Raw genomic sequence first — 18,371 nt, 5'->3', positions numbered from 1 at the left:
TTGTGGTCGATCGAACACCCATAATCGTCCGATGCAAGTGGTCATGGCAACAACGCGGCACCTGCGGATCAGGGCGATGAGATGGTTCGCAAGCGCGAGCGCGCCGCGAGGGGCGCTTGCCTGCGCTGGGGCCTGTGCGATGGGCCTCACCGCCTGCAGCCCCGCGCTGAACTGGCGCGAGATCAGCCCCGATGGCGCTGCGCTGCAACTCATGTTCCCCTGCAAGCCGGATCGGGAGGAGCGGCAGCAGCCGGGTCCCGGCGGACGGTCGCTCAGCCTGCACACGCTCAGCTGCGAGGCGCGGGGCTGGCAGTTCTCGCTCACCTGGACCGATCTGGGCGATCCCTCCGCCGTCCCACCGGCGCTCCGACGGATGACCGAGGGACTGGCGCAGCAGCTGTCCTCTCAGGCGTCCGCCCCGTTGGCGCTTCGCGGCATGACGCCGGATCCCTCATCACGCCAGCAGACCTTGGTCGCGCGTCCCGGGCAGCCCGCGCAGGTGGTCCGTCAGGCCGTCTTTGCTCGCGGCGGTCGCGTCTATCAATTGCTGATGCAAGGCCGGCAGGCGGGGGCGGGCGTCACGGGTCTGCCTGCGAGCGGAGCGGGCGGCTACGTCCAGAGCGGTGAGAGTGGTCCGAGCGGCCAAAGCGCGAAGACGTCTGCGGGCAAAGGCGTCGCCAGCGAAGCGGATGAGGCGTGGGATGTCTGGCTGGGCTCGATCCGCCTGCCAGGCTGACGCCTGACGCCTGACAACGGGACGGTCGGATGAGGGGAATGTGCGAGCCGCGCCCGCGCGGCGTGGCGGCGCACGATAATGCCACCCATGTCCGGCTTGCTGTTGATCGCTCACGCCCCGCTCGCTTCTGCATTGAAGCAGGTGGCGGAACACACGTTTCCGCATTGCTCCTTGCAGTTGAGCGTGCTGGATGTCACGCCCGAGATGGGTGCGGACGAGGTAGAGTTCCGGGCGCGCGCGTTGATCGAGGCGTCCGGCCATCTCCAAACCCTGGTGCTGACCGATGTCTATGGCGCCACACCGACCAACGCCGCGCTGCGCCTGCAGGGTGAGCGGGTGAAGGTGCTGTCCGGCGTCAATGTGCCGATGCTGTGGCGGTCGCTGTGTTATGCCGGCGAGGGGCTCGACGCCCTGCTGCTGCGTGCCAGCCAGGGGGGCGCCCAGGGCATCGTGTCTGAACAGTCGCCCAATCTTCCGCCTGAACGTTCCTGCTCATGATCAAGTCCACGCTCACCATCAGCAACAAGCTTGGGCTGCATGCCCGTGCATCGGCCAAACTGACCAAACTGGCGGGCGGGTTCAAGGCGGAGGTCTTCATGACCCGCAATGGCCGCCGCGTGAATGCCAAGAGCATCATGGGCGTGATGATGCTGGCCGCCGGATTGGGCTCGGAGGTCGAGCTGGAAACCGAGGGCGAGGACGAGCAGGCCGCCCACGACGCCATCACGGCGCTGGTCAACGACAAGTTCGGCGAAGGCCAGTAAGCGTCACGCCACCGGTCGCATCGACGGCGACCCCAGCGCGGCCTTGGCAGCATTTTCGCTCCATCGAGTCCTTGCAGAGCGGGCCGCTGCCGTTCCGCGTCTGCTCGCGTGATGCGCCGTCCGGGGCTGGCAACGGCGCATCCGGGCGCTCAGCGACCCAGGAAGTGACGGCGGTATCGCGCCGGCAGGTCGGCGATGCGCATCATCATCGGCAGGTCGGCGGTATTGAAGTCAGGATCCCATGCCGGCCGGCCCAGGATGCGGGCGCCGCAGCGCAGGTAGCCCTTGATCAGCGGGGGCGGCTCGGCGACCAGGTCCTGGCGCAATTCGTCCACCGGCAGCGGCAACCGTGGGCGAACCTGCCATTCGATGTCCGCCATGTGGCTGTCCGACAGCTGTCGCCACAGGCTGGCGGCGTAGTGACCGCCGTCCCGCATGCTGATGCTGGCGCAACCGATCATGGTGTCCAGATCATTGCGCACCATGAATTCCGCCAGGGCGCCCCACAACGCCATGATCGCGCCGCCGTTGCGGTGGTCCGGGTGAACGCAGGAGCGACCCAGCTCCACCATGCGGGGCCGGAGGGCGCGCAGTCGGGTGAGGTCGAATTCGGTCTCGCTGTAGAGGCCGCCGGCGCGTCGGGCGGCTTCCGGCGTCAGCACCCGGTAGGTGCCGATGACCTCGGCCGGACGGTTGTGCTTGTCCAGCACCCGGACCAGCAGATGCTCGCAGAAGGGGTCGAACAGGTCGACGTCATGCCCGGCCGGCGCGCCGGCGGGGGGGCTCAGGCGAGCGCCCATCTCGTCCACGAAGATCTGATACCTCAGACGCTGGGCCTGGCGGACTTCCTCCGCGGTATGCGCCCAACCCACATGGAAGCGAGTGCGCGAAGCGTCGACAGCCTCGGTGGTCGGGCCTGCTGGAAGTGACCTCCGGGACGCCTCAGCCGGGCGCAGATCGGAGAAAGGCAGGGTGGGCAGCGGCAGATCCCTCATGGCAAGGCCTCACGGAAGGTGGTGTCGCCATCCTCAGCGGATGGGGTGACGCGTCCGTGACCGACACATGAACGAATCGTGACGAGGGCAGCCATGGCGTCAAGGAGGGCTGCCTGCATGCGGGGAGCGCAGCACGTCTCCCGCGCGGGGCGGAAGGCGCTGCTAAAGTCGGCGCATGAGCTTCCAGGTCTTCGGCATTCCCGTCTCTCGTGGCGTCGCCATAGGCCGCGCAGTGTTGGTCGCGTCCAGCCGTGTCGACGTGGCCCACTATTTCATCCCCGCCACCGAGGTGGATCAGGAATACGAGCGCCTCATGCGCGGCCGCGACGCCGTCACGCGCGAGCTGCAGGCCTTGAAAACCGATCTTCCGCCCGACGCGCCGCATGAACTGGATGCGTTGCTGGACGTCCATCTGCTACTCCTGAACGATGACGCCCTGGTCGACGCCGCTCGACATTGGATCGAAGAGCGCCACTACAACGCCGAATGGGCGCTGTCGGCGCAGCTCGAAGTGCTGGCCCGCCAGTTCGACGAGATGGAGGACGAGTATCTGCGCGAGCGCAAGGCCGACCTGGAACAGGTGGTCGAACGTGTGCTCTCTGCCTTGGCCGTGGCGCAGGATGCCGCGCTTCCGGGCGGCGCCGCGGCGGTCGTGGCGCGCGACTTCGCCGGGGAGGACCCCTTGCTGCTGGTTGCGGCGGATATCGCGCCGGCCGACATGATCCAGTTCAAGCGCAGTGTCTTCCAGGGCTTCATCACCGACATCGGCGGCAAGACCTCGCACACCGCGATCGTTGCCCGAAGCATGGACATCCCTGCGGTGGTCGGTACGCGCGAGGCCTCGCGCCTGATCCGTCAGGACGACTGGGTCATCATCGACGGCGATGCCGGCACGGTGATCGTCAACCCATCTCCCATCATTCTGGAGGAGTACCGCTTCCGCCAGCGGCAGTCTGAACTCGAGCGCGCCCGCTTGGCGCGGCTGCGCCATACGCCTGCCATTACGCTGGATGGGCAACGCATTGAACTGCACGCCAACATCGAGCTACCCGGCGATGCGGTCGCCGCGCTGGCCGCCGGCGCGACGGGCGTGGGGCTCTTCCGCAGCGAGTTCCTGTTCATGAACCGTGAAGGTGAGCTGCCCAGCGAGGATGAGCAGTTCGAGGCCTACAAGGCGGCCGTGGAGGCCATGCGCGGCATGCCGGTGACGATCCGCACAGTGGATGTGGGTGCGGACAAACCGCTGGACCGGATGAGCGTCAACGAGCTGCGACACGAGCATGTGCTCAATCCGGCCATGGGGCTGCGGGCCATCCGCTGGAGCTTGGCGGAGCCGAGCATGTTCCGCCAGCAACTGCGCGCCATCTTCCGCGCCAGTGCGTTCGGCCATGTCAAGCTGCTGGTGCCGATGGTGGCCCATCTCAGCGAGATCCGTCAGGTGCAGGAGGCCGTCAAGCGGGTGAAGCAGCAACTGGATGACTCGAAACAGGCCTACGGCGAGATTCAACTCGGCGTGATGATCGAGGTGCCCGCAGCCGCATTGATGCTCCCGCAATTGCTCAAGCATGTGGATTTCATCTCGATCGGCACCAATGACCTGATCCAGTACACCTTGGCCATTGACCGCGCTGATGAGGCAGTCGCTCATCTTTATGATCCCTGGCATCCGGCGGTGTTGCAACTACTGTCCAGCTCCATCGCCCAGGCACGGGCAATGGGCAAGGAAGTCAGCGTGTGCGGGGAGATGGCGGGCGACGCCGGCTTCACCGATCTGTTGCTCTCGATGGGGTTGAACTGCTTCTCGATGCATCCGTCGCAGATTCCGTCGGTCAAGCAGCGCGTGCTCCGCGCAGATGCGCACCGACTGGCGACGGCCCTGCCGCGGATCCTGGAGAGTGAGGATCCTGCCAAGACAGCCGCTGAAGCGTTCGCCCCGCACCAGCGATTGCATTGAAAGAGAGAGGCCTCGAGCGTCTGTTGCGCACGTTTGCAAAAGCGTGCTACAGTCGCGCTCTTCGCTGAACGACAGACGTTGTTTCAGCAGCTGCCGGAGGAACTGCTGGCGGTAGTCAAATGAATAAGCCAGATGGCTCGACAGATACTCGGAAGCGAGTTTGTCAACGACTTGGCACCCAGTTGATCTGATTCGATTCTCTGGTTTCATTTGGCGGCGAGATTCTCGCAGTCGACGATAAAAATAATTCGCTGACTGCTTGACGGATTCGAAAAGAATCGTTCATAATCTCGCTTCTGCGCTGCTGACAAGTCAGCGACGCGAAACAAGACGACGCAAGTTGTTTTGATGTTCTTTAAGAATTTGCAGCCGATAAGCGTGGGCGTCTGGACCGAGCGACCTGAGAAGGTTAAATCGAAAAGACGCTCACGGAAAGAGAATGAAGCTATGTAAATAGTCTTTGTTCAATTCCGTTGAGTAAATCAAGATCGAACTGTAGAGTTTGATCCTGGCTCAGATTGAACGCTGGCGGCATGCCTTACACATGCAAGTCGAACGGTAACGCGGGGCAACCTGGCGACGAGTGGCGAACGGGTGAGTAATGTATCGGAACGTGCCCAGTTGTGGGGGATAACTGCTCGAAAGAGCAGCTAATACCGCATACGACCTGAGGGTGAAAGCGGGGGATCGCAAGACCTCGCGCAATTGGAGCGGCCGATATCAGATTAGGTAGTTGGTGGGGTAAAGGCCTACCAAGCCGACGATCTGTAGCTGGTCTGAGAGGACGACCAGCCACACTGGGACTGAGACACGGCCCAGACTCCTACGGGAGGCAGCAGTGGGGAATTTTGGACAATGGGGGCAACCCTGATCCAGCCATGCCGCGTGCGGGAAGAAGGCCTTCGGGTTGTAAACCGCTTTTGTCAGGGAAGAAATCCTTTGGGTTAATACCTCGGAGGGATGACGGTACCTGAAGAATAAGCACCGGCTAACTACGTGCCAGCAGCCGCGGTAATACGTAGGGTGCAAGCGTTAATCGGAATTACTGGGCGTAAAGCGTGCGCAGGCGGTTATGCAAGACAGATGTGAAATCCCCGGGCTCAACCTGGGAACTGCATTTGTGACTGCATGGCTAGAGTACGGCAGAGGGGGATGGAATTCCGCGTGTAGCAGTGAAATGCGTAGATATGCGGAGGAACACCGATGGCGAAGGCAATCCCCTGGGCCTGTACTGACGCTCATGCACGAAAGCGTGGGGAGCAAACAGGATTAGATACCCTGGTAGTCCACGCCCTAAACGATGTCAACTGGTTGTTGGGAGGGTTTCTTCTCAGTAACGTAGCTAACGCGTGAAGTTGACCGCCTGGGGAGTACGGCCGCAAGGTTGAAACTCAAAGGAATTGACGGGGACCCGCACAAGCGGTGGATGATGTGGTTTAATTCGATGCAACGCGAAAAACCTTACCTACCCTTGACATGTCAGAGATCCCAGAGAGATTTGGGAGTGCTCGAAAGAGAATCTGAACACAGGTGCTGCATGGCCGTCGTCAGCTCGTGTCGTGAGATGTTGGGTTAAGTCCCGCAACGAGCGCAACCCTTGTCATTAGTTGCTACGAAAGGGCACTCTAATGAGACTGCCGGTGACAAACCGGAGGAAGGTGGGGATGACGTCAGGTCATCATGGCCCTTATGGGTAGGGCTACACACGTCATACAATGGCCGGGACAGAGGGCTGCCAACCCGCGAGGGGGAGCTAATCCCAGAAACCCGGTCGTAGTCCGGATCGCAGTCTGCAACTCGACTGCGTGAAGTCGGAATCGCTAGTAATCGCGGATCAGCTTGCCGCGGTGAATACGTTCCCGGGTCTTGTACACACCGCCCGTCACACCATGGGAGCGGGTTCTGCCAGAAGTAGTTAGCCTAACCGCAAGGAGGGCGATTACCACGGCAGGGTTCGTGACTGGGGTGAAGTCGTAACAAGGTAGCCGTATCGGAAGGTGCGGCTGGATCACCTCCTTTCTAGAGAATGACAAAGCCAATGATCAACTTCGGTTGAGCGTTGAGCGGCGTCCACATAGCTCAGTTCAGTGCGCCCACACTTATCGGCTGCAGACACAACAGTGAGTGAGAAAACACGTGAGCCTGGCAAGCTGGCCTTGAAGGGGCGAGCGCTGAGGACAGGGTCACGCCAGAACGCGTGGGTCTGTAGCTCAGTCGGTTAGAGCACCGTCTTGATAAGGCGGGGGTCGCTGGTTCGAATCCAGCCAGACCCACCACGGACAGTGAGGCGAGCGCGCCGAACTGGAAAGGGGGATTAGCTCAGCTGGGAGAGCACCTGCTTTGCAAGCAGGGGGTCGTCGGTTCGATCCCGTCATCCTCCACCAATTTCTCACTCCTGAAGGGTTGGCAAACCACAGCGTCAAGCGATTGATGCTGTGGTTTGCCAGTCTCGGCTTTGAAAGAAGTCGGCTGTTGTTCTTTAACAATTCGTAGAGTCGAATCAGCGTTGCTGGCGGAAAGCTGGTGCTCGTAAAGGGGCACTCGGCACCGTGCCGCCAGCGACATTTGATTGCGTCACCAAACTTCAACTCTGGACAAGTTCAGAGAAGAAATGAAGAACGGCGAAACGCGTGATACTCAATTGAACGCTCAGGAAGCTGAGCGTCTGTCCTTGACGACATCTGCGGATGTCAAAGTTATAGGGTCAAGTGACTAAGTGCATGTGGTGGATGCCTTGGCGATTACAGGCGACGAAGGACGTGATAGCCTGCGATAAGCTTCGGGGAGCTGGCAAATAAGCTTTGATCCGGAGATTTCCGAATGGGGAAACCCACCTCTTTAGAGGTATCGCATACTGAATACATAGGTATGCGAGGCGAACCGGGCGAACTGAAACATCTCAGTAGCTCGAGGAACAGACATCAACCGAGATTCCGAAAGTAGTGGCGAGCGAAATCGGAGTAGCCCTCGTGATTTAGCATTTGGCATATCAGAACGGAATGGAAAGTCCGGCCATAGCGGGTGATAGCCCCGTATGAGAAATGTCTTTTGTGGAACTAGGCACGAATAGAGTAGGGCGGGACACGTGAAATCCTGTCTGAATATGGGGGGACCATCCTCCAAGGCTAAATACTCGTAATCGACCGATAGCGAACAAGTACCGTGAGGGAAAGGCGAAAAGAACCCCGGGAGGGGAGTGAAATAGATCCTGAAACCGCATGCATACAAAAAGTAGGAGCCCGCAAGGGTGACTGCGTACCTTTTGTATAATGGGTCAGCGACTTACATTCAGTGGCGAGGTTAACCGAATAGGGTAGCCGTAGAGAAATCGAGTCCGAATAGGGCGAATTAGTCGCTGGGTGTAGACCCGAAACCAGGTGATCTATCCATGGCCAGGATGAAGGTACCGTAACAGGTGCTGGAGGTCCGAACCGACTAGTGTTGCAAAACTAGCGGATGAGCTGTGGATAGGGGTGAAAGGCTAAACAAACCTGGAGATAGCTGGTTCTCTCCGAAAACTATTTAGGTAGTGCCTCAAGTATTACCTTCGGGGGTAGAGCACTGTTTAGGCTAGGGGGTCATGGCGACTTACCAAACCTATGCAAACTCCGAATACCGAAGAGTACAGCTTGGGAGACAGAGCACCGGGTGCTAACGTCCGGACTCAAGAGGGAAACAACCCAGACCGCCAGCTAAGGTCCCTAAAATTGGCTAAGTGGGAAACGAAGTGGGAAGGCTAAAACAGTCAGGATGTTGGCTTAGAAGCAGCCATCATTTAAAGAAAGCGTAATAGCTCACTGATCGAGTCGTCCTGCGCGGAAGATGTAACGGGGCTAAGCCAGTTACCGAAGCTGCGGATGCACAGTTTACTGTGCGTGGTAGGAGAGCGTTCTGTACGCCTGTGAAGGTGGGTCGTGAGGCCTGCTGGAGGTATCAGAAGTGCGAATGCTGACATGAGTAGCGTTAAAGGGGGTGAAAAGCCCCCTCGCCGTAAGCGCAAGGTTTCCTACGCAACGTTCATCGGCGTAGGGTGAGTCGGCCCCTAAGGCGAGGCAGAGATGCGTAGCTGATGGGAAACAGGTCAATATTCCTGTACCGATCTGTAGTGCGATGTGGGGACGGAGAAGGTTAGCTCAGCCGGGTGTTGGATGTCCCGGTTCAAGCATGTAGGCGTGCCCTCTAGGCAAATCCGGAGGGCTTAGCTGAGGTGTGATAACGAGTCTGCTTGCAGACGAAGTGAGTGATACCCTGCTTCCAAGAAAAGCCACTAAGCTTCAGCTACAGACGACCGTACCGCAAACCGACACTGGTGCGCGAGATGAGTATTCTAAGGCGCTTGAGAGAACTCTGGAGAAGGAACTCGGCAAATTGACACCGTAACTTCGGAAGAAGGTGTGCCTTTAGTAGGTGAACCATTTACTTGGGGAGCCCAATGAGGCCGCAGATAATCGGTGGCTGCGACTGTTTATTAAAAACACAGCACTCTGCAAAGACGAAAGTCGACGTATAGGGTGTGACGCCTGCCCGGTGCTGGAAGATTAAATGATGGGGTGCAAGCTCTTGACTGAAGTCCCAGTAAACGGCGGCCGTAACTATAACGGTCCTAAGGTAGCGAAATTCCTTGTCGGGTAAGTTCCGACCTGCACGAATGGCGTAACGATGGCCACACTGTCTCCTCCAGAGACTCAGCGAAGTTGAAATGTTTGTGATGATGCAATCTCCCCGCGGAAAGACGGAAAGACCCCATGAACCTTTACTGTAGCTTTACATTGGACTTTGAACAGATCTGTGTAGGATAGGTGGGAGGCTTTGAAACCTGGTCGCTAGATCAGGTGGAGCCAACGTTGAAATACCACCCTGGTGTGTTTGAGGTTCTAACCTTGGCCCGTTATCCGGGTTGGGGACAGTGTATGGTGGGCAGTTTGACTGGGGCGGTCTCCTCCCAAAGTGTAACGGAGGAGTTCGAAGGTACGCTAGGCACGGTCGGAAATCGTGCTAATAGTGCATAGGCATAAGCGTGCTTGACTGCGAGACTGACAAGTCGAGCAGGTACGAAAGTAGGACTAAGTGATCCGGTGGTTCTGTATGGAAGGGCCATCGCTCAACGGATAAAAGGTACTCTGGGGATAACAGGCTGATACCGCCCAAGAGTTCATATCGACGGCGGTGTTTGGCACCTCGATGTCGGCTCATCTCATCCTGGGGCTGTAGCCGGTCCCAAGGGTATGGCTGTTCGCCATTTAAAGAGGTACGTGAGCTGGGTTTAAAACGTCGTGAGACAGTTTGGTCCCTATCTTCCGTGGGCGCTGCAAGATTGAGAGAGCCTGCTCCTAGTACGAGAGGACCGGAGTGGACGCACCTCTGGTGTATCGGTTGTCACGCCAGTGGCATCGCCGAGTAGCTAAGTGCGGAAGAGATAACCGCTGAAAGCATCTAAGCGGGAAACTCGTCTCAAGATGAGTCTTGCCGGGGCCTTGAGCCCCCTGAAGGGTCGTTCAAGACCAGGACGTTGATAGGCTGGGTGTGGAAGCGCAGTAATGCGTTAAGCTAACCAGTACTAATTGCCCGTGAGGCTTGACCCTATAACTTTGACACTCAAAACGTCAAGGTGTGTGGTCACGCAGATCTCCTCCCCCTGCAGGGAGAGATCAACAACCGTTCTTCATTCCTGAAGACGCAATCAAAAGCTGATTTGACTCTACCGAATTGGGCTCGTTGTCCCGTCCCCCAAAGACAGACAGCAGCCAACCAGTTAAGCCTGATGACCATAGCGAGTCGGTCCCACCCCTTCCCATCCCGAACAGGACCGTGAAACGACTCAGCGCCGATGATAGTGCGGATTCCCGTGTGAAAGTAGGTCATCGTCAGGCTAATATCGAGGAGACGCCCGGTCGTGTGACCGGGCGTTCCTATTTTTACCCGTAGAGATGAGTGCTTGTGATGAGTGCTGATCTCTGAGGGTGAGACCAACACCTGCAGCAGGTTCTTGAAGAAGTTGCTGCAAAGGGGTTGACAAGTTCTAGCGAACTTGTTTATAGTCTCATCTCTTCGCTGCTGACAAGTCAGCGACGCGAAACAAGACGACGCAAGTTGTTTTGATGTTCTTTAAGAATTTGCAGCCGATAAGCGTGGGCGTCTGGGCCGAGCGACCTGAGAAGGTTAAATCGAAAAGACGCTCACGGAAAGAGAATGAAGCTATGTAAATAGTCTTTGTTCAATTCCGTTGAGTAAATCAAGATCGAACTGTAGAGTTTGATCCTGGCTCAGATTGAACGCTGGCGGCATGCCTTACACATGCAAGTCGAACGGTAACGCGGGGCAACCTGGCGACGAGTGGCGAACGGGTGAGTAATGTATCGGAACGTGCCCAGTTGTGGGGGATAACTGCTCGAAAGAGCAGCTAATACCGCATACGACCTGAGGGTGAAAGCGGGGGATCGCAAGACCTCGCGCAATTGGAGCGGCCGATATCAGATTAGGTAGTTGGTGGGGTAAAGGCCTACCAAGCCGACGATCTGTAGCTGGTCTGAGAGGACGACCAGCCACACTGGGACTGAGACACGGCCCAGACTCCTACGGGAGGCAGCAGTGGGGAATTTTGGACAATGGGGGCAACCCTGATCCAGCCATGCCGCGTGCGGGAAGAAGGCCTTCGGGTTGTAAACCGCTTTTGTCAGGGAAGAAATCCTTTGGGTTAATACCTCGGAGGGATGACGGTACCTGAAGAATAAGCACCGGCTAACTACGTGCCAGCAGCCGCGGTAATACGTAGGGTGCAAGCGTTAATCGGAATTACTGGGCGTAAAGCGTGCGCAGGCGGTTATGCAAGACAGATGTGAAATCCCCGGGCTCAACCTGGGAACTGCATTTGTGACTGCATGGCTAGAGTACGGCAGAGGGGGATGGAATTCCGCGTGTAGCAGTGAAATGCGTAGATATGCGGAGGAACACCGATGGCGAAGGCAATCCCCTGGGCCTGTACTGACGCTCATGCACGAAAGCGTGGGGAGCAAACAGGATTAGATACCCTGGTAGTCCACGCCCTAAACGATGTCAACTGGTTGTTGGGAGGGTTTCTTCTCAGTAACGTAGCTAACGCGTGAAGTTGACCGCCTGGGGAGTACGGCCGCAAGGTTGAAACTCAAAGGAATTGACGGGGACCCGCACAAGCGGTGGATGATGTGGTTTAATTCGATGCAACGCGAAAAACCTTACCTACCCTTGACATGTCAGAGATCCCAGAGAGATTTGGGAGTGCTCGAAAGAGAATCTGAACACAGGTGCTGCATGGCCGTCGTCAGCTCGTGTCGTGAGATGTTGGGTTAAGTCCCGCAACGAGCGCAACCCTTGTCATTAGTTGCTACGAAAGGGCACTCTAATGAGACTGCCGGTGACAAACCGGAGGAAGGTGGGGATGACGTCAGGTCATCATGGCCCTTATGGGTAGGGCTACACACGTCATACAATGGCCGGGACAGAGGGCTGCCAACCCGCGAGGGGGAGCTAATCCCAGAAACCCGGTCGTAGTCCGGATCGCAGTCTGCAACTCGACTGCGTGAAGTCGGAATCGCTAGTAATCGCGGATCAGCTTGCCGCGGTGAATACGTTCCCGGGTCTTGTACACACCGCCCGTCACACCATGGGAGCGGGTTCTGCCAGAAGTAGTTAGCCTAACCGCAAGGAGGGCGATTACCACGGCAGGGTTCGTGACTGGGGTGAAGTCGTAACAAGGTAGCCGTATCGGAAGGTGCGGCTGGATCACCTCCTTTCTAGAGAATGACAAAGCCAATGATCAACTTCGGTTGAGCGTTGAGCGGCGTCCACATAGCTCAGTTCAGTGCGCCCACACTTATCGGCTGCAGACACAACAGTGAGTGAGAAAACACGTGAGCCTGGCAAGCTGGCCTTGAAGGGGCGAGCGCTGAGGACAGGGTCACGCCAGAACGCGTGGGTCTGTAGCTCAGTCGGTTAGAGCACCGTCTTGATAAGGCGGGGGTCGCTGGTTCGAATCCAGCCAGACCCACCACGGACAGTGAGGCGAGCGCGCCGAACTGGAAAGGGGGATTAGCTCAGCTGGGAGAGCACCTGCTTTGCAAGCAGGGGGTCGTCGGTTCGATCCCGTCATCCTCCACCAATTTCTCACTCCTGAAGGGTTGGCAAACCACAGCGTCAAGCGATTGATGCTGTGGTTTGCCAGTCTCGGCTTTGAAAGAAGTCGGCTGTTGTTCTTTAACAATTCGTAGAGTCGAATCAGCGTTGCTGGCGGAAAGCTGGTGCTCGTAAAGGGGCACTCGGCACCGTGCCGCCAGCGACATTTGATTGCGTCACCAAACTTCAACTCTGGACAAGTTCAGAGAAGAAATGAAGAACGGCGAAACGCGTGATACTCAATTGAACGCTCAGGAAGCTGAGCGTCTGTCCTTGACGACATCTGCGGATGTCAAAGTTATAGGGTCAAGTGACTAAGTGCATGTGGTGGATGCCTTGGCGATTACAGGCGACGAAGGACGTGATAGCCTGCGATAAGCTTCGGGGAGCTGGCAAATAAGCTTTGATCCGGAGATTTCCGAATGGGGAAACCCACCTCTTTAGAGGTATCGCATACTGAATACATAGGTATGCGAGGCGAACCGGGCGAACTGAAACATCTCAGTAGCTCGAGGAACAGACATCAACCGAGATTCCGAAAGTAGTGGCGAGCGAAATCGGAGTAGCCCTCGTGATTTAGCATTTGGCATATCAGAACGGAATGGAAAGTCCGGCCATAGCGGGTGATAGCCCCGTATGAGAAATGTCTTTTGTGGAACTAGGCACGAATAGAGTAGGGCGGGACACGTGAAATCCTGTCTGAATATGGGGGGACCATCCTCCAAGGCTAAATACTCGTAATCGACCGATAGCGAACAAGTACCGTGAGGGAAAGGCGAAAAGAACCCCGGGAGGGGAGTGAAATAGATCCTGAAACCGCATGCATACAAAAAGTAGGAGCCCGCAAGGGTGACTGCGTACCTTTTGTATAATGGGTCAGCGACTTACATTCAGTGGCGAGGTTAACCGAATAGGGTAGCCGTAGAGAAATCGAGTCCGAATAGGGCGAATTAGTCGCTGGGTGTAGACCCGAAACCAGGTGATCTATCCATGGCCAGGATGAAGGTACCGTAACAGGTGCTGGAGGTCCGAACCGACTAGTGTTGCAAAACTAGCGGATGAGCTGTGGATAGGGGTGAAAGGCTAAACAAACCTGGAGATAGCTGGTTCTCTCCGAAAACTATTTAGGTAGTGCCTCAAGTATTACCTTCGGGGGTAGAGCACTGTTTAGGCTAGGGGGTCATGGCGACTTACCAAACCTATGCAAACTCCGAATACCGAAGAGTACAGCTTGGGAGACAGAGCACCGGGTGCTAACGTCCGGACTCAAGAGGGAAACAACCCAGACCGCCAGCTAAGGTCCCTAAAATTGGCTAAGTGGGAAACGAAGTGGGAAGGCTAAAACAGTCAGGATGTTGGCTTAGAAGCAGCCATCATTTAAAGAAAGCGTAATAGCTCACTGATCGAGTCGTCCTGCGCGGAAGATGTAACGGGGCTAAGCCAGTTACCGAAGCTGCGGATGCACAGTTTACTGTGCGTGGTAGGAGAGCGTTCTGTACGCCTGTGAAGGTGGGTCGTGAGGCCTGCTGGAGGTATCAGAAGTGCGAATGCTGACATGAGTAGCGTTAAAGGGGGTGAAAAGCCCCCTCGCCGTAAGCGCAAGGTTTCCTACGCAACGTTCATCGGCGTAGGGTGAGTCGGCCCCTAAGGCGAGGCAGAGATGCGTAGCTGATGGGAAACAGGTCAATATTCCTGTACCGATCTGTAGTGCGATGTGGGGACGGAGAAGGTTAGCTCAGCCGGGTGTTGGATGTCCCGGTTCAAGCATGTAGGCGTGCCCTCTAGGCAAATCCGGAGGGCTTAGCTGAGGTGTGATAACGAGTCTGCTTGCAGACGAAGTGAGTGATACCCTGCTTCCAAGAAAAGCCACTAAGCTTCAGCTACAGACGACCGTACCGCAAACCGACACTGGTGCGCGAGATGAGTATTCTAAGGCGCTTGAGAGAACTCTGGAGAAGGAACTCGGCAAATTGACACCGTAACTTCGGAAGAAGGTGTGCCTTTAGTAGGTGAACCATTTACTTGGGGAGCCCAATGAGGCCGCAGATAATCGGTGGCTGCGACTGTTTATTAAAAACACAGCACTCTGCAAAGACGAAAGTCGACGTATAGGGTGTGACGCCTGCCCGGTGCTGGAAGATTAAATGATGGGGTGCAAGCTCTTGACTGAAGTCCCAGTAAACGGCGGCCGTAACTATAACGGTCCTAAGGTAGCGAAATTCCTTGTCGGGTAAGTTCCGACCTGCACGAATGGCGTAACGATGGCCACACTGTCTCCTCCAGAGACTCAGCGAAGTTGAAATGTTTGTGATGATGCAATCTCCCCGCGGAAAGACGGAAAGACCCCATGAACCTTTACTGTAGCTTTACATTGGACTTTGAACAGATCTGTGTAGGATAGGTGGGAGGCTTTGAAACCTGGTCGCTAGATCAGGTGGAGCCAACGTTGAAATACCACCCTGGTGTGTTTGAGGTTCTAACCTTGGCCCGTTATCCGGGTTGGGGACAGTGTATGGTGGGCAGTTTGACTGGGGCGGTCTCCTCCCAAAGTGTAACGGAGGAGTTCGAAGGTACGCTAGGCACGGTCGGAAATCGTGCTAATAGTGCATAGGCATAAGCGTGCTTGACTGCGAGACTGACAAGTCGAGCAGGTACGAAAGTAGGACTAAGTGATCCGGTGGTTCTGTATGGAAGGGCCATCGCTCAACGGATAAAAGGTACTCTGGGGATAACAGGCTGATACCGCCCAAGAGTTCATATCGACGGCGGTGTTTGGCACCTCGATGTCGGCTCATCTCATCCTGGGGCTGTAGCCGGTCCCAAGGGTATGGCTGTTCGCCATTTAAAGAGGTACGTGAGCTGGGTTTAAAACGTCGTGAGACAGTTTGGTCCCTATCTTCCGTGGGCGCTGCAAGATTGAGAGAGCCTGCTCCTAGTACGAGAGGACCGGAGTGGACGCACCTCTGGTGTATCGGTTGTCACGCCAGTGGCATCGCCGAGTAGCTAAGTGCGGAAGAGATAACCGCTGAAAGCATCTAAGCGGGAAACTCGTCTCAAGATGAGTCTTGCCGGGGCCTTGAGCCCCCTGAAGGGTCGTTCAAGACCAGGACGTTGATAGGCTGGGTGTGGAAGCGCAGTAATGCGTTAAGCTAACCAGTACTAATTGCCCGTGAGGCTTGACCCTATAACTTTGACACTCAAAACGTCAAGGTGTGTGGTCACGCAGATCTCCTCCCCCTGCAGGGAGAGATCAACAACCGTTCTTCATTCCTGAAGACGCAATCAAAAGCTGATTTGACTCTACCGAATTGGGCTCGTTGTCCCGTCCCCCAAAGACAGACAGCAGCCAACCAGTTAAGCCTGATGACCATAGCGAGTCGGTCCCACCCCTTCCCATCCCGAACAGGACCGTGAAACGACTCAGCGCCGATGATAGTGCGGATTCCCGTGTGAAAGTAGGTCATCGTCAGGCTAATATCCCGCTCAACCCCTTGAACCAATCGGTTCAAGGGGTTTTTGCTTTTGGGGATTCGTTAGTCGTCGCAATAGCTGGCACGGTTTAGCGCGGGAGCGTCACGCTCGATGCGGCGAAATACGGCAGTTGGCGATGTGATGGCGCTTGAGCATGATGGAGTGACAGCCCCCTCGACGCGGCGGCTTTGCTTATCGCCGGGGCAGCTGTGCCTGCATGGATGACTGATCAGTGGGCTTGCCGCCACTGGAATCCTATATGGCGCAGGATTGGGACGCCTGTGTCACCATCCTCATCGCGCGCTCACGCACCTCGGGCGAAAACATGTTCGACTTGCTCATGGCTCAATCCTCTTAGAGTGTTGAGTCTCCTGAAAATCCAGGGCGGTTCACGGGGTGGTCACCATCTCAATGGCGTAGCTCTCGCCTCAAAATTTTGCCCACATTGGTCTTCGGCAGGTCATCCCTGAACTCGATGTATTTCGGCCGCTTATAGCCGGTGAACTGGGCGTGGCAGAAGTTGCTCAGATCTTCTTCAGCAAGTGTGGGGTCCTTCTTGATCACGTAGAGCTTCACAGCCTCACCGGAGTAAGGATCAGGCACCCCGACGGCGGCACACTCAAGAACTCCTGGATGCAGGTTAACGACCTGCTCAATCTCGGTCGGGTACACGTTGAATCCGCTCACGAGAATCATGTCCTTCTTTCGGTCTACGATTCTTGTGAAGCCTTTCGTGTCCATCACGCCAATATCCCCGGTCTTGAAGAACCCATCCGCCCCGATCGCTTGGGCCGTCTCCTCCGGCCGGTTCCAGTAGCCAGCCATGACCTGCGGTCCACGGATGCAGATCTCCCCGCGATCACCTAAGGGCACTTCCAACCCCTCGTCGTTCCGGATGGAGATTTCAGTTCCCGGCACCGGCAATCCAATAGATCCGTTGAACTCCGGGAGGTCCAACCGATTGATGGTCGCGACGGGAGCGGTCTCGGAAAGGCCATAGCCCTCGACGATGGCGCAGCCGGTAATCTTTTGCCACTTCTCAGCAGTCGCTTGTTGAACGGCCATCCCCCCACCATTGGAGATCACCAACTCGCTGAAATCAACGCCAGCGAAGCTTGGATCATTTGCCAAGGCATTGAATAAGGTGTTCACGGCGGGAAACATATTCACTCGGTAGCTTTTGAGCGTCGAGATGAATCCAGGAATATCTCTCGGGTTAGGGATGAGTAGATTCATCATGCCTAATCGAGCGCCCAGCATGTAGCAGGCCGTCAGCGCGAAGATGTGATACAGCGGCAGCGCGCAGACGATGGTCAGCGGCTTGTCTCCCACCTTGGAGAGCATGGGCTTGAACCACGCTTCACTCTGCAAGATGTTGGCGACCACATTGCGATGGAGCAGGGTGGCACCCTTAGAGAGTCCGGTCGTGCCGCCGGTGTATTGAAGAAATGCCGGGTCGTCTGGATGAGGTTTGACGGGCCGCAATGCCAGGACCGCGCCTTCGCGCAGAGCGACATTGAACCGCGTGACGCTACGCCCGTCGTTGAGTGGCAGACGAAACTCCGGAACCATCTTCTTGAGATGGCGCACCGCGAAGTTGATCACCGGTCCCCGCCACCAGCCCAGCAGGTCGCCCAGTGACGTCAGCACGACGTGCTGCACCTGCGTTCGGTCGATCACCTCCGACAAGGTTTTCGCGAAGTTCTCCAGAACGATGATGGCTTCCGCTCCCGAATCCTTCAACTGATGTTCAAGCTCTCGGGGCGTGTACAGGGGATTCACATTCACGACCACATAGCCCGCGCGAAGCACCGCCGCGATGGCGACCATGTACTGCAGCACATTCGGCATCATGATCGCCACCCGAGACCCCGGTGCCAGCCCGCGATGCTGAAGCCATGCGGCGAGGGATTTGGAGAGCGCGTCCACTTCACCAAATGTGATCCGGCGGTCCATGCAGACCGCTGCATCCCTCGCAGCGTACTTGTGGAAAGCCTCCTCCAGCAGGGCCACCAACGACGGATACACGTCGGTGGGAAGGTCAGCGGCCACGCCAGGGGGATAGCTGGCCAGCCAAGGCTTGTCTGCATAGGTCACGTTCATGTCTCCTCGTCGCTTTGAGTGATGGGCCTTGAAGGCGCCGCGATCCATCGGTCACTCATGCTGGCCGTAGGCGCTGAGACGACGTAGGGGGGTTGCCCTAGGACCTCGTCACTTGGGAGACAACGTGCAGGTCGACACGCGGTCTTTGCTGCAGCGCATCGTGATTGCACCGATGGTTTTGCCGAGCACCTAAACTGCCG

General features: G+C 57.0%; 6 protein-coding genes, 4 tRNA genes and 6 rRNA genes. 14 read left to right on the top strand and 2 right to left on the bottom strand.

Annotation, left to right across the window (positions count from 1 at the left end; all coding sequences use genetic code 11):
• The first annotated feature begins 139 nt into the window (after positions 1 to 139).
• The 3 genes from N4261_RS23690 (at position 140) to N4261_RS23680 (ending at position 1,500) form a co-directional block, all read left to right on the top strand.
• Positions 140 to 736 (top strand): hypothetical protein, encoded by a 597-nt coding sequence (locus tag N4261_RS23690; RefSeq protein WP_261757690.1) that lies wholly within the window; start codon positions 140 to 142, stop codon positions 734 to 736.
• Between the two features lie 87 nt (positions 737 to 823).
• Positions 824 to 1,234 (top strand): PTS sugar transporter subunit IIA, encoded by a 411-nt coding sequence (locus N4261_RS23685; protein ID WP_261757689.1) that lies wholly within the window; start codon positions 824 to 826, stop codon positions 1,232 to 1,234.
• On the top strand, positions 1,231 to 1,500 hold the full coding sequence (locus N4261_RS23680; protein WP_261757688.1) for an HPr family phosphocarrier protein: 270 nt from the start codon (positions 1,231 to 1,233) through the stop codon (positions 1,498 to 1,500). Before N4261_RS23685 ends, N4261_RS23680 begins: the two co-directional genes overlap by 4 nt.
• Positions 1,501 to 1,649: 149 nt before the next feature.
• Here the strand turns inward: N4261_RS23680 and N4261_RS23675 are convergent, their stop codons facing one another.
• Positions 1,650 to 2,495, bottom strand: coding sequence for a GNAT family N-acetyltransferase (locus tag N4261_RS23675; RefSeq protein WP_261757687.1), 846 nt, complete (start codon positions 2,493 to 2,495; stop codon positions 1,650 to 1,652).
• Positions 2,496 to 2,670: 175 nt separating this feature from the next.
• On the opposite strand from N4261_RS23675, the gene ptsP reads away from it, so the two are divergent.
• From ptsP to rrf (N4261_RS23620), 11 genes are all read left to right on the top strand, one after another.
• On the top strand, positions 2,671 to 4,449 hold the full coding sequence (gene ptsP / locus N4261_RS23670; RefSeq protein ID WP_261757686.1) for a phosphoenolpyruvate--protein phosphotransferase: 1,779 nt from the start codon (positions 2,671 to 2,673) through the stop codon (positions 4,447 to 4,449).
• Between the two features lie 490 nt (positions 4,450 to 4,939).
• Positions 4,940 to 6,468: ribosomal RNA gene (locus N4261_RS23665) — 16S ribosomal RNA — on the top strand.
• Positions 6,469 to 6,648: 180 nt separating this feature from the next.
• A tRNA-Ile gene (locus tag N4261_RS23660) sits at positions 6,649 to 6,725 on the top strand.
• A 32-nt stretch (positions 6,726 to 6,757) separates the two neighbouring features.
• A tRNA-Ala gene (locus N4261_RS23655) sits at positions 6,758 to 6,833 on the top strand.
• 318 nt (positions 6,834 to 7,151) lie between these two features.
• A 23S ribosomal RNA gene (locus tag N4261_RS23650) occupies positions 7,152 to 10,031 on the top strand.
• Between the two features lie 175 nt (positions 10,032 to 10,206).
• Positions 10,207 to 10,319 (top strand): 5S ribosomal RNA (gene rrf, locus N4261_RS23645).
• A gap of 370 nt (positions 10,320 to 10,689) precedes the next feature.
• Positions 10,690 to 12,218, top strand: a 16S ribosomal RNA gene (locus tag N4261_RS23640).
• Between the two features lie 180 nt (positions 12,219 to 12,398).
• Positions 12,399 to 12,475: transfer RNA gene (locus N4261_RS23635), tRNA-Ile, on the top strand.
• Positions 12,476 to 12,507: 32 nt separating this feature from the next.
• A tRNA-Ala gene (locus N4261_RS23630) sits at positions 12,508 to 12,583 on the top strand.
• A 318-nt stretch (positions 12,584 to 12,901) separates the two neighbouring features.
• Positions 12,902 to 15,781, top strand: a 23S ribosomal RNA gene (locus tag N4261_RS23625).
• Between the two features lie 175 nt (positions 15,782 to 15,956).
• Positions 15,957 to 16,069, top strand: a 5S ribosomal RNA gene (gene rrf, locus N4261_RS23620).
• The 16S, 23S and 5S rRNA genes sit together here with 4 tRNA genes alongside, the layout of an rRNA operon.
• Before the next feature lie 407 nt (positions 16,070 to 16,476).
• On the opposite strand, the gene N4261_RS23615 is transcribed toward rrf (N4261_RS23620), so the two are convergent.
• Positions 16,477 to 18,171 (bottom strand): long-chain-fatty-acid--CoA ligase, encoded by a 1,695-nt coding sequence (locus N4261_RS23615; protein ID WP_261757685.1) that lies wholly within the window; start codon positions 18,169 to 18,171, stop codon positions 16,477 to 16,479.
• Between the last annotated feature and the right edge of the window lie 200 nt (positions 18,172 to 18,371).

Source organism: Roseateles amylovorans (assembly GCF_025398155.2).
GTDB lineage: Bacteria > Pseudomonadota > Gammaproteobacteria > Burkholderiales > Burkholderiaceae_C > Roseateles > Roseateles amylovorans.
Note: the sequence above shows the minus strand (reverse complement) of the source record. Positions and strands in the feature narration are given on the sequence as shown.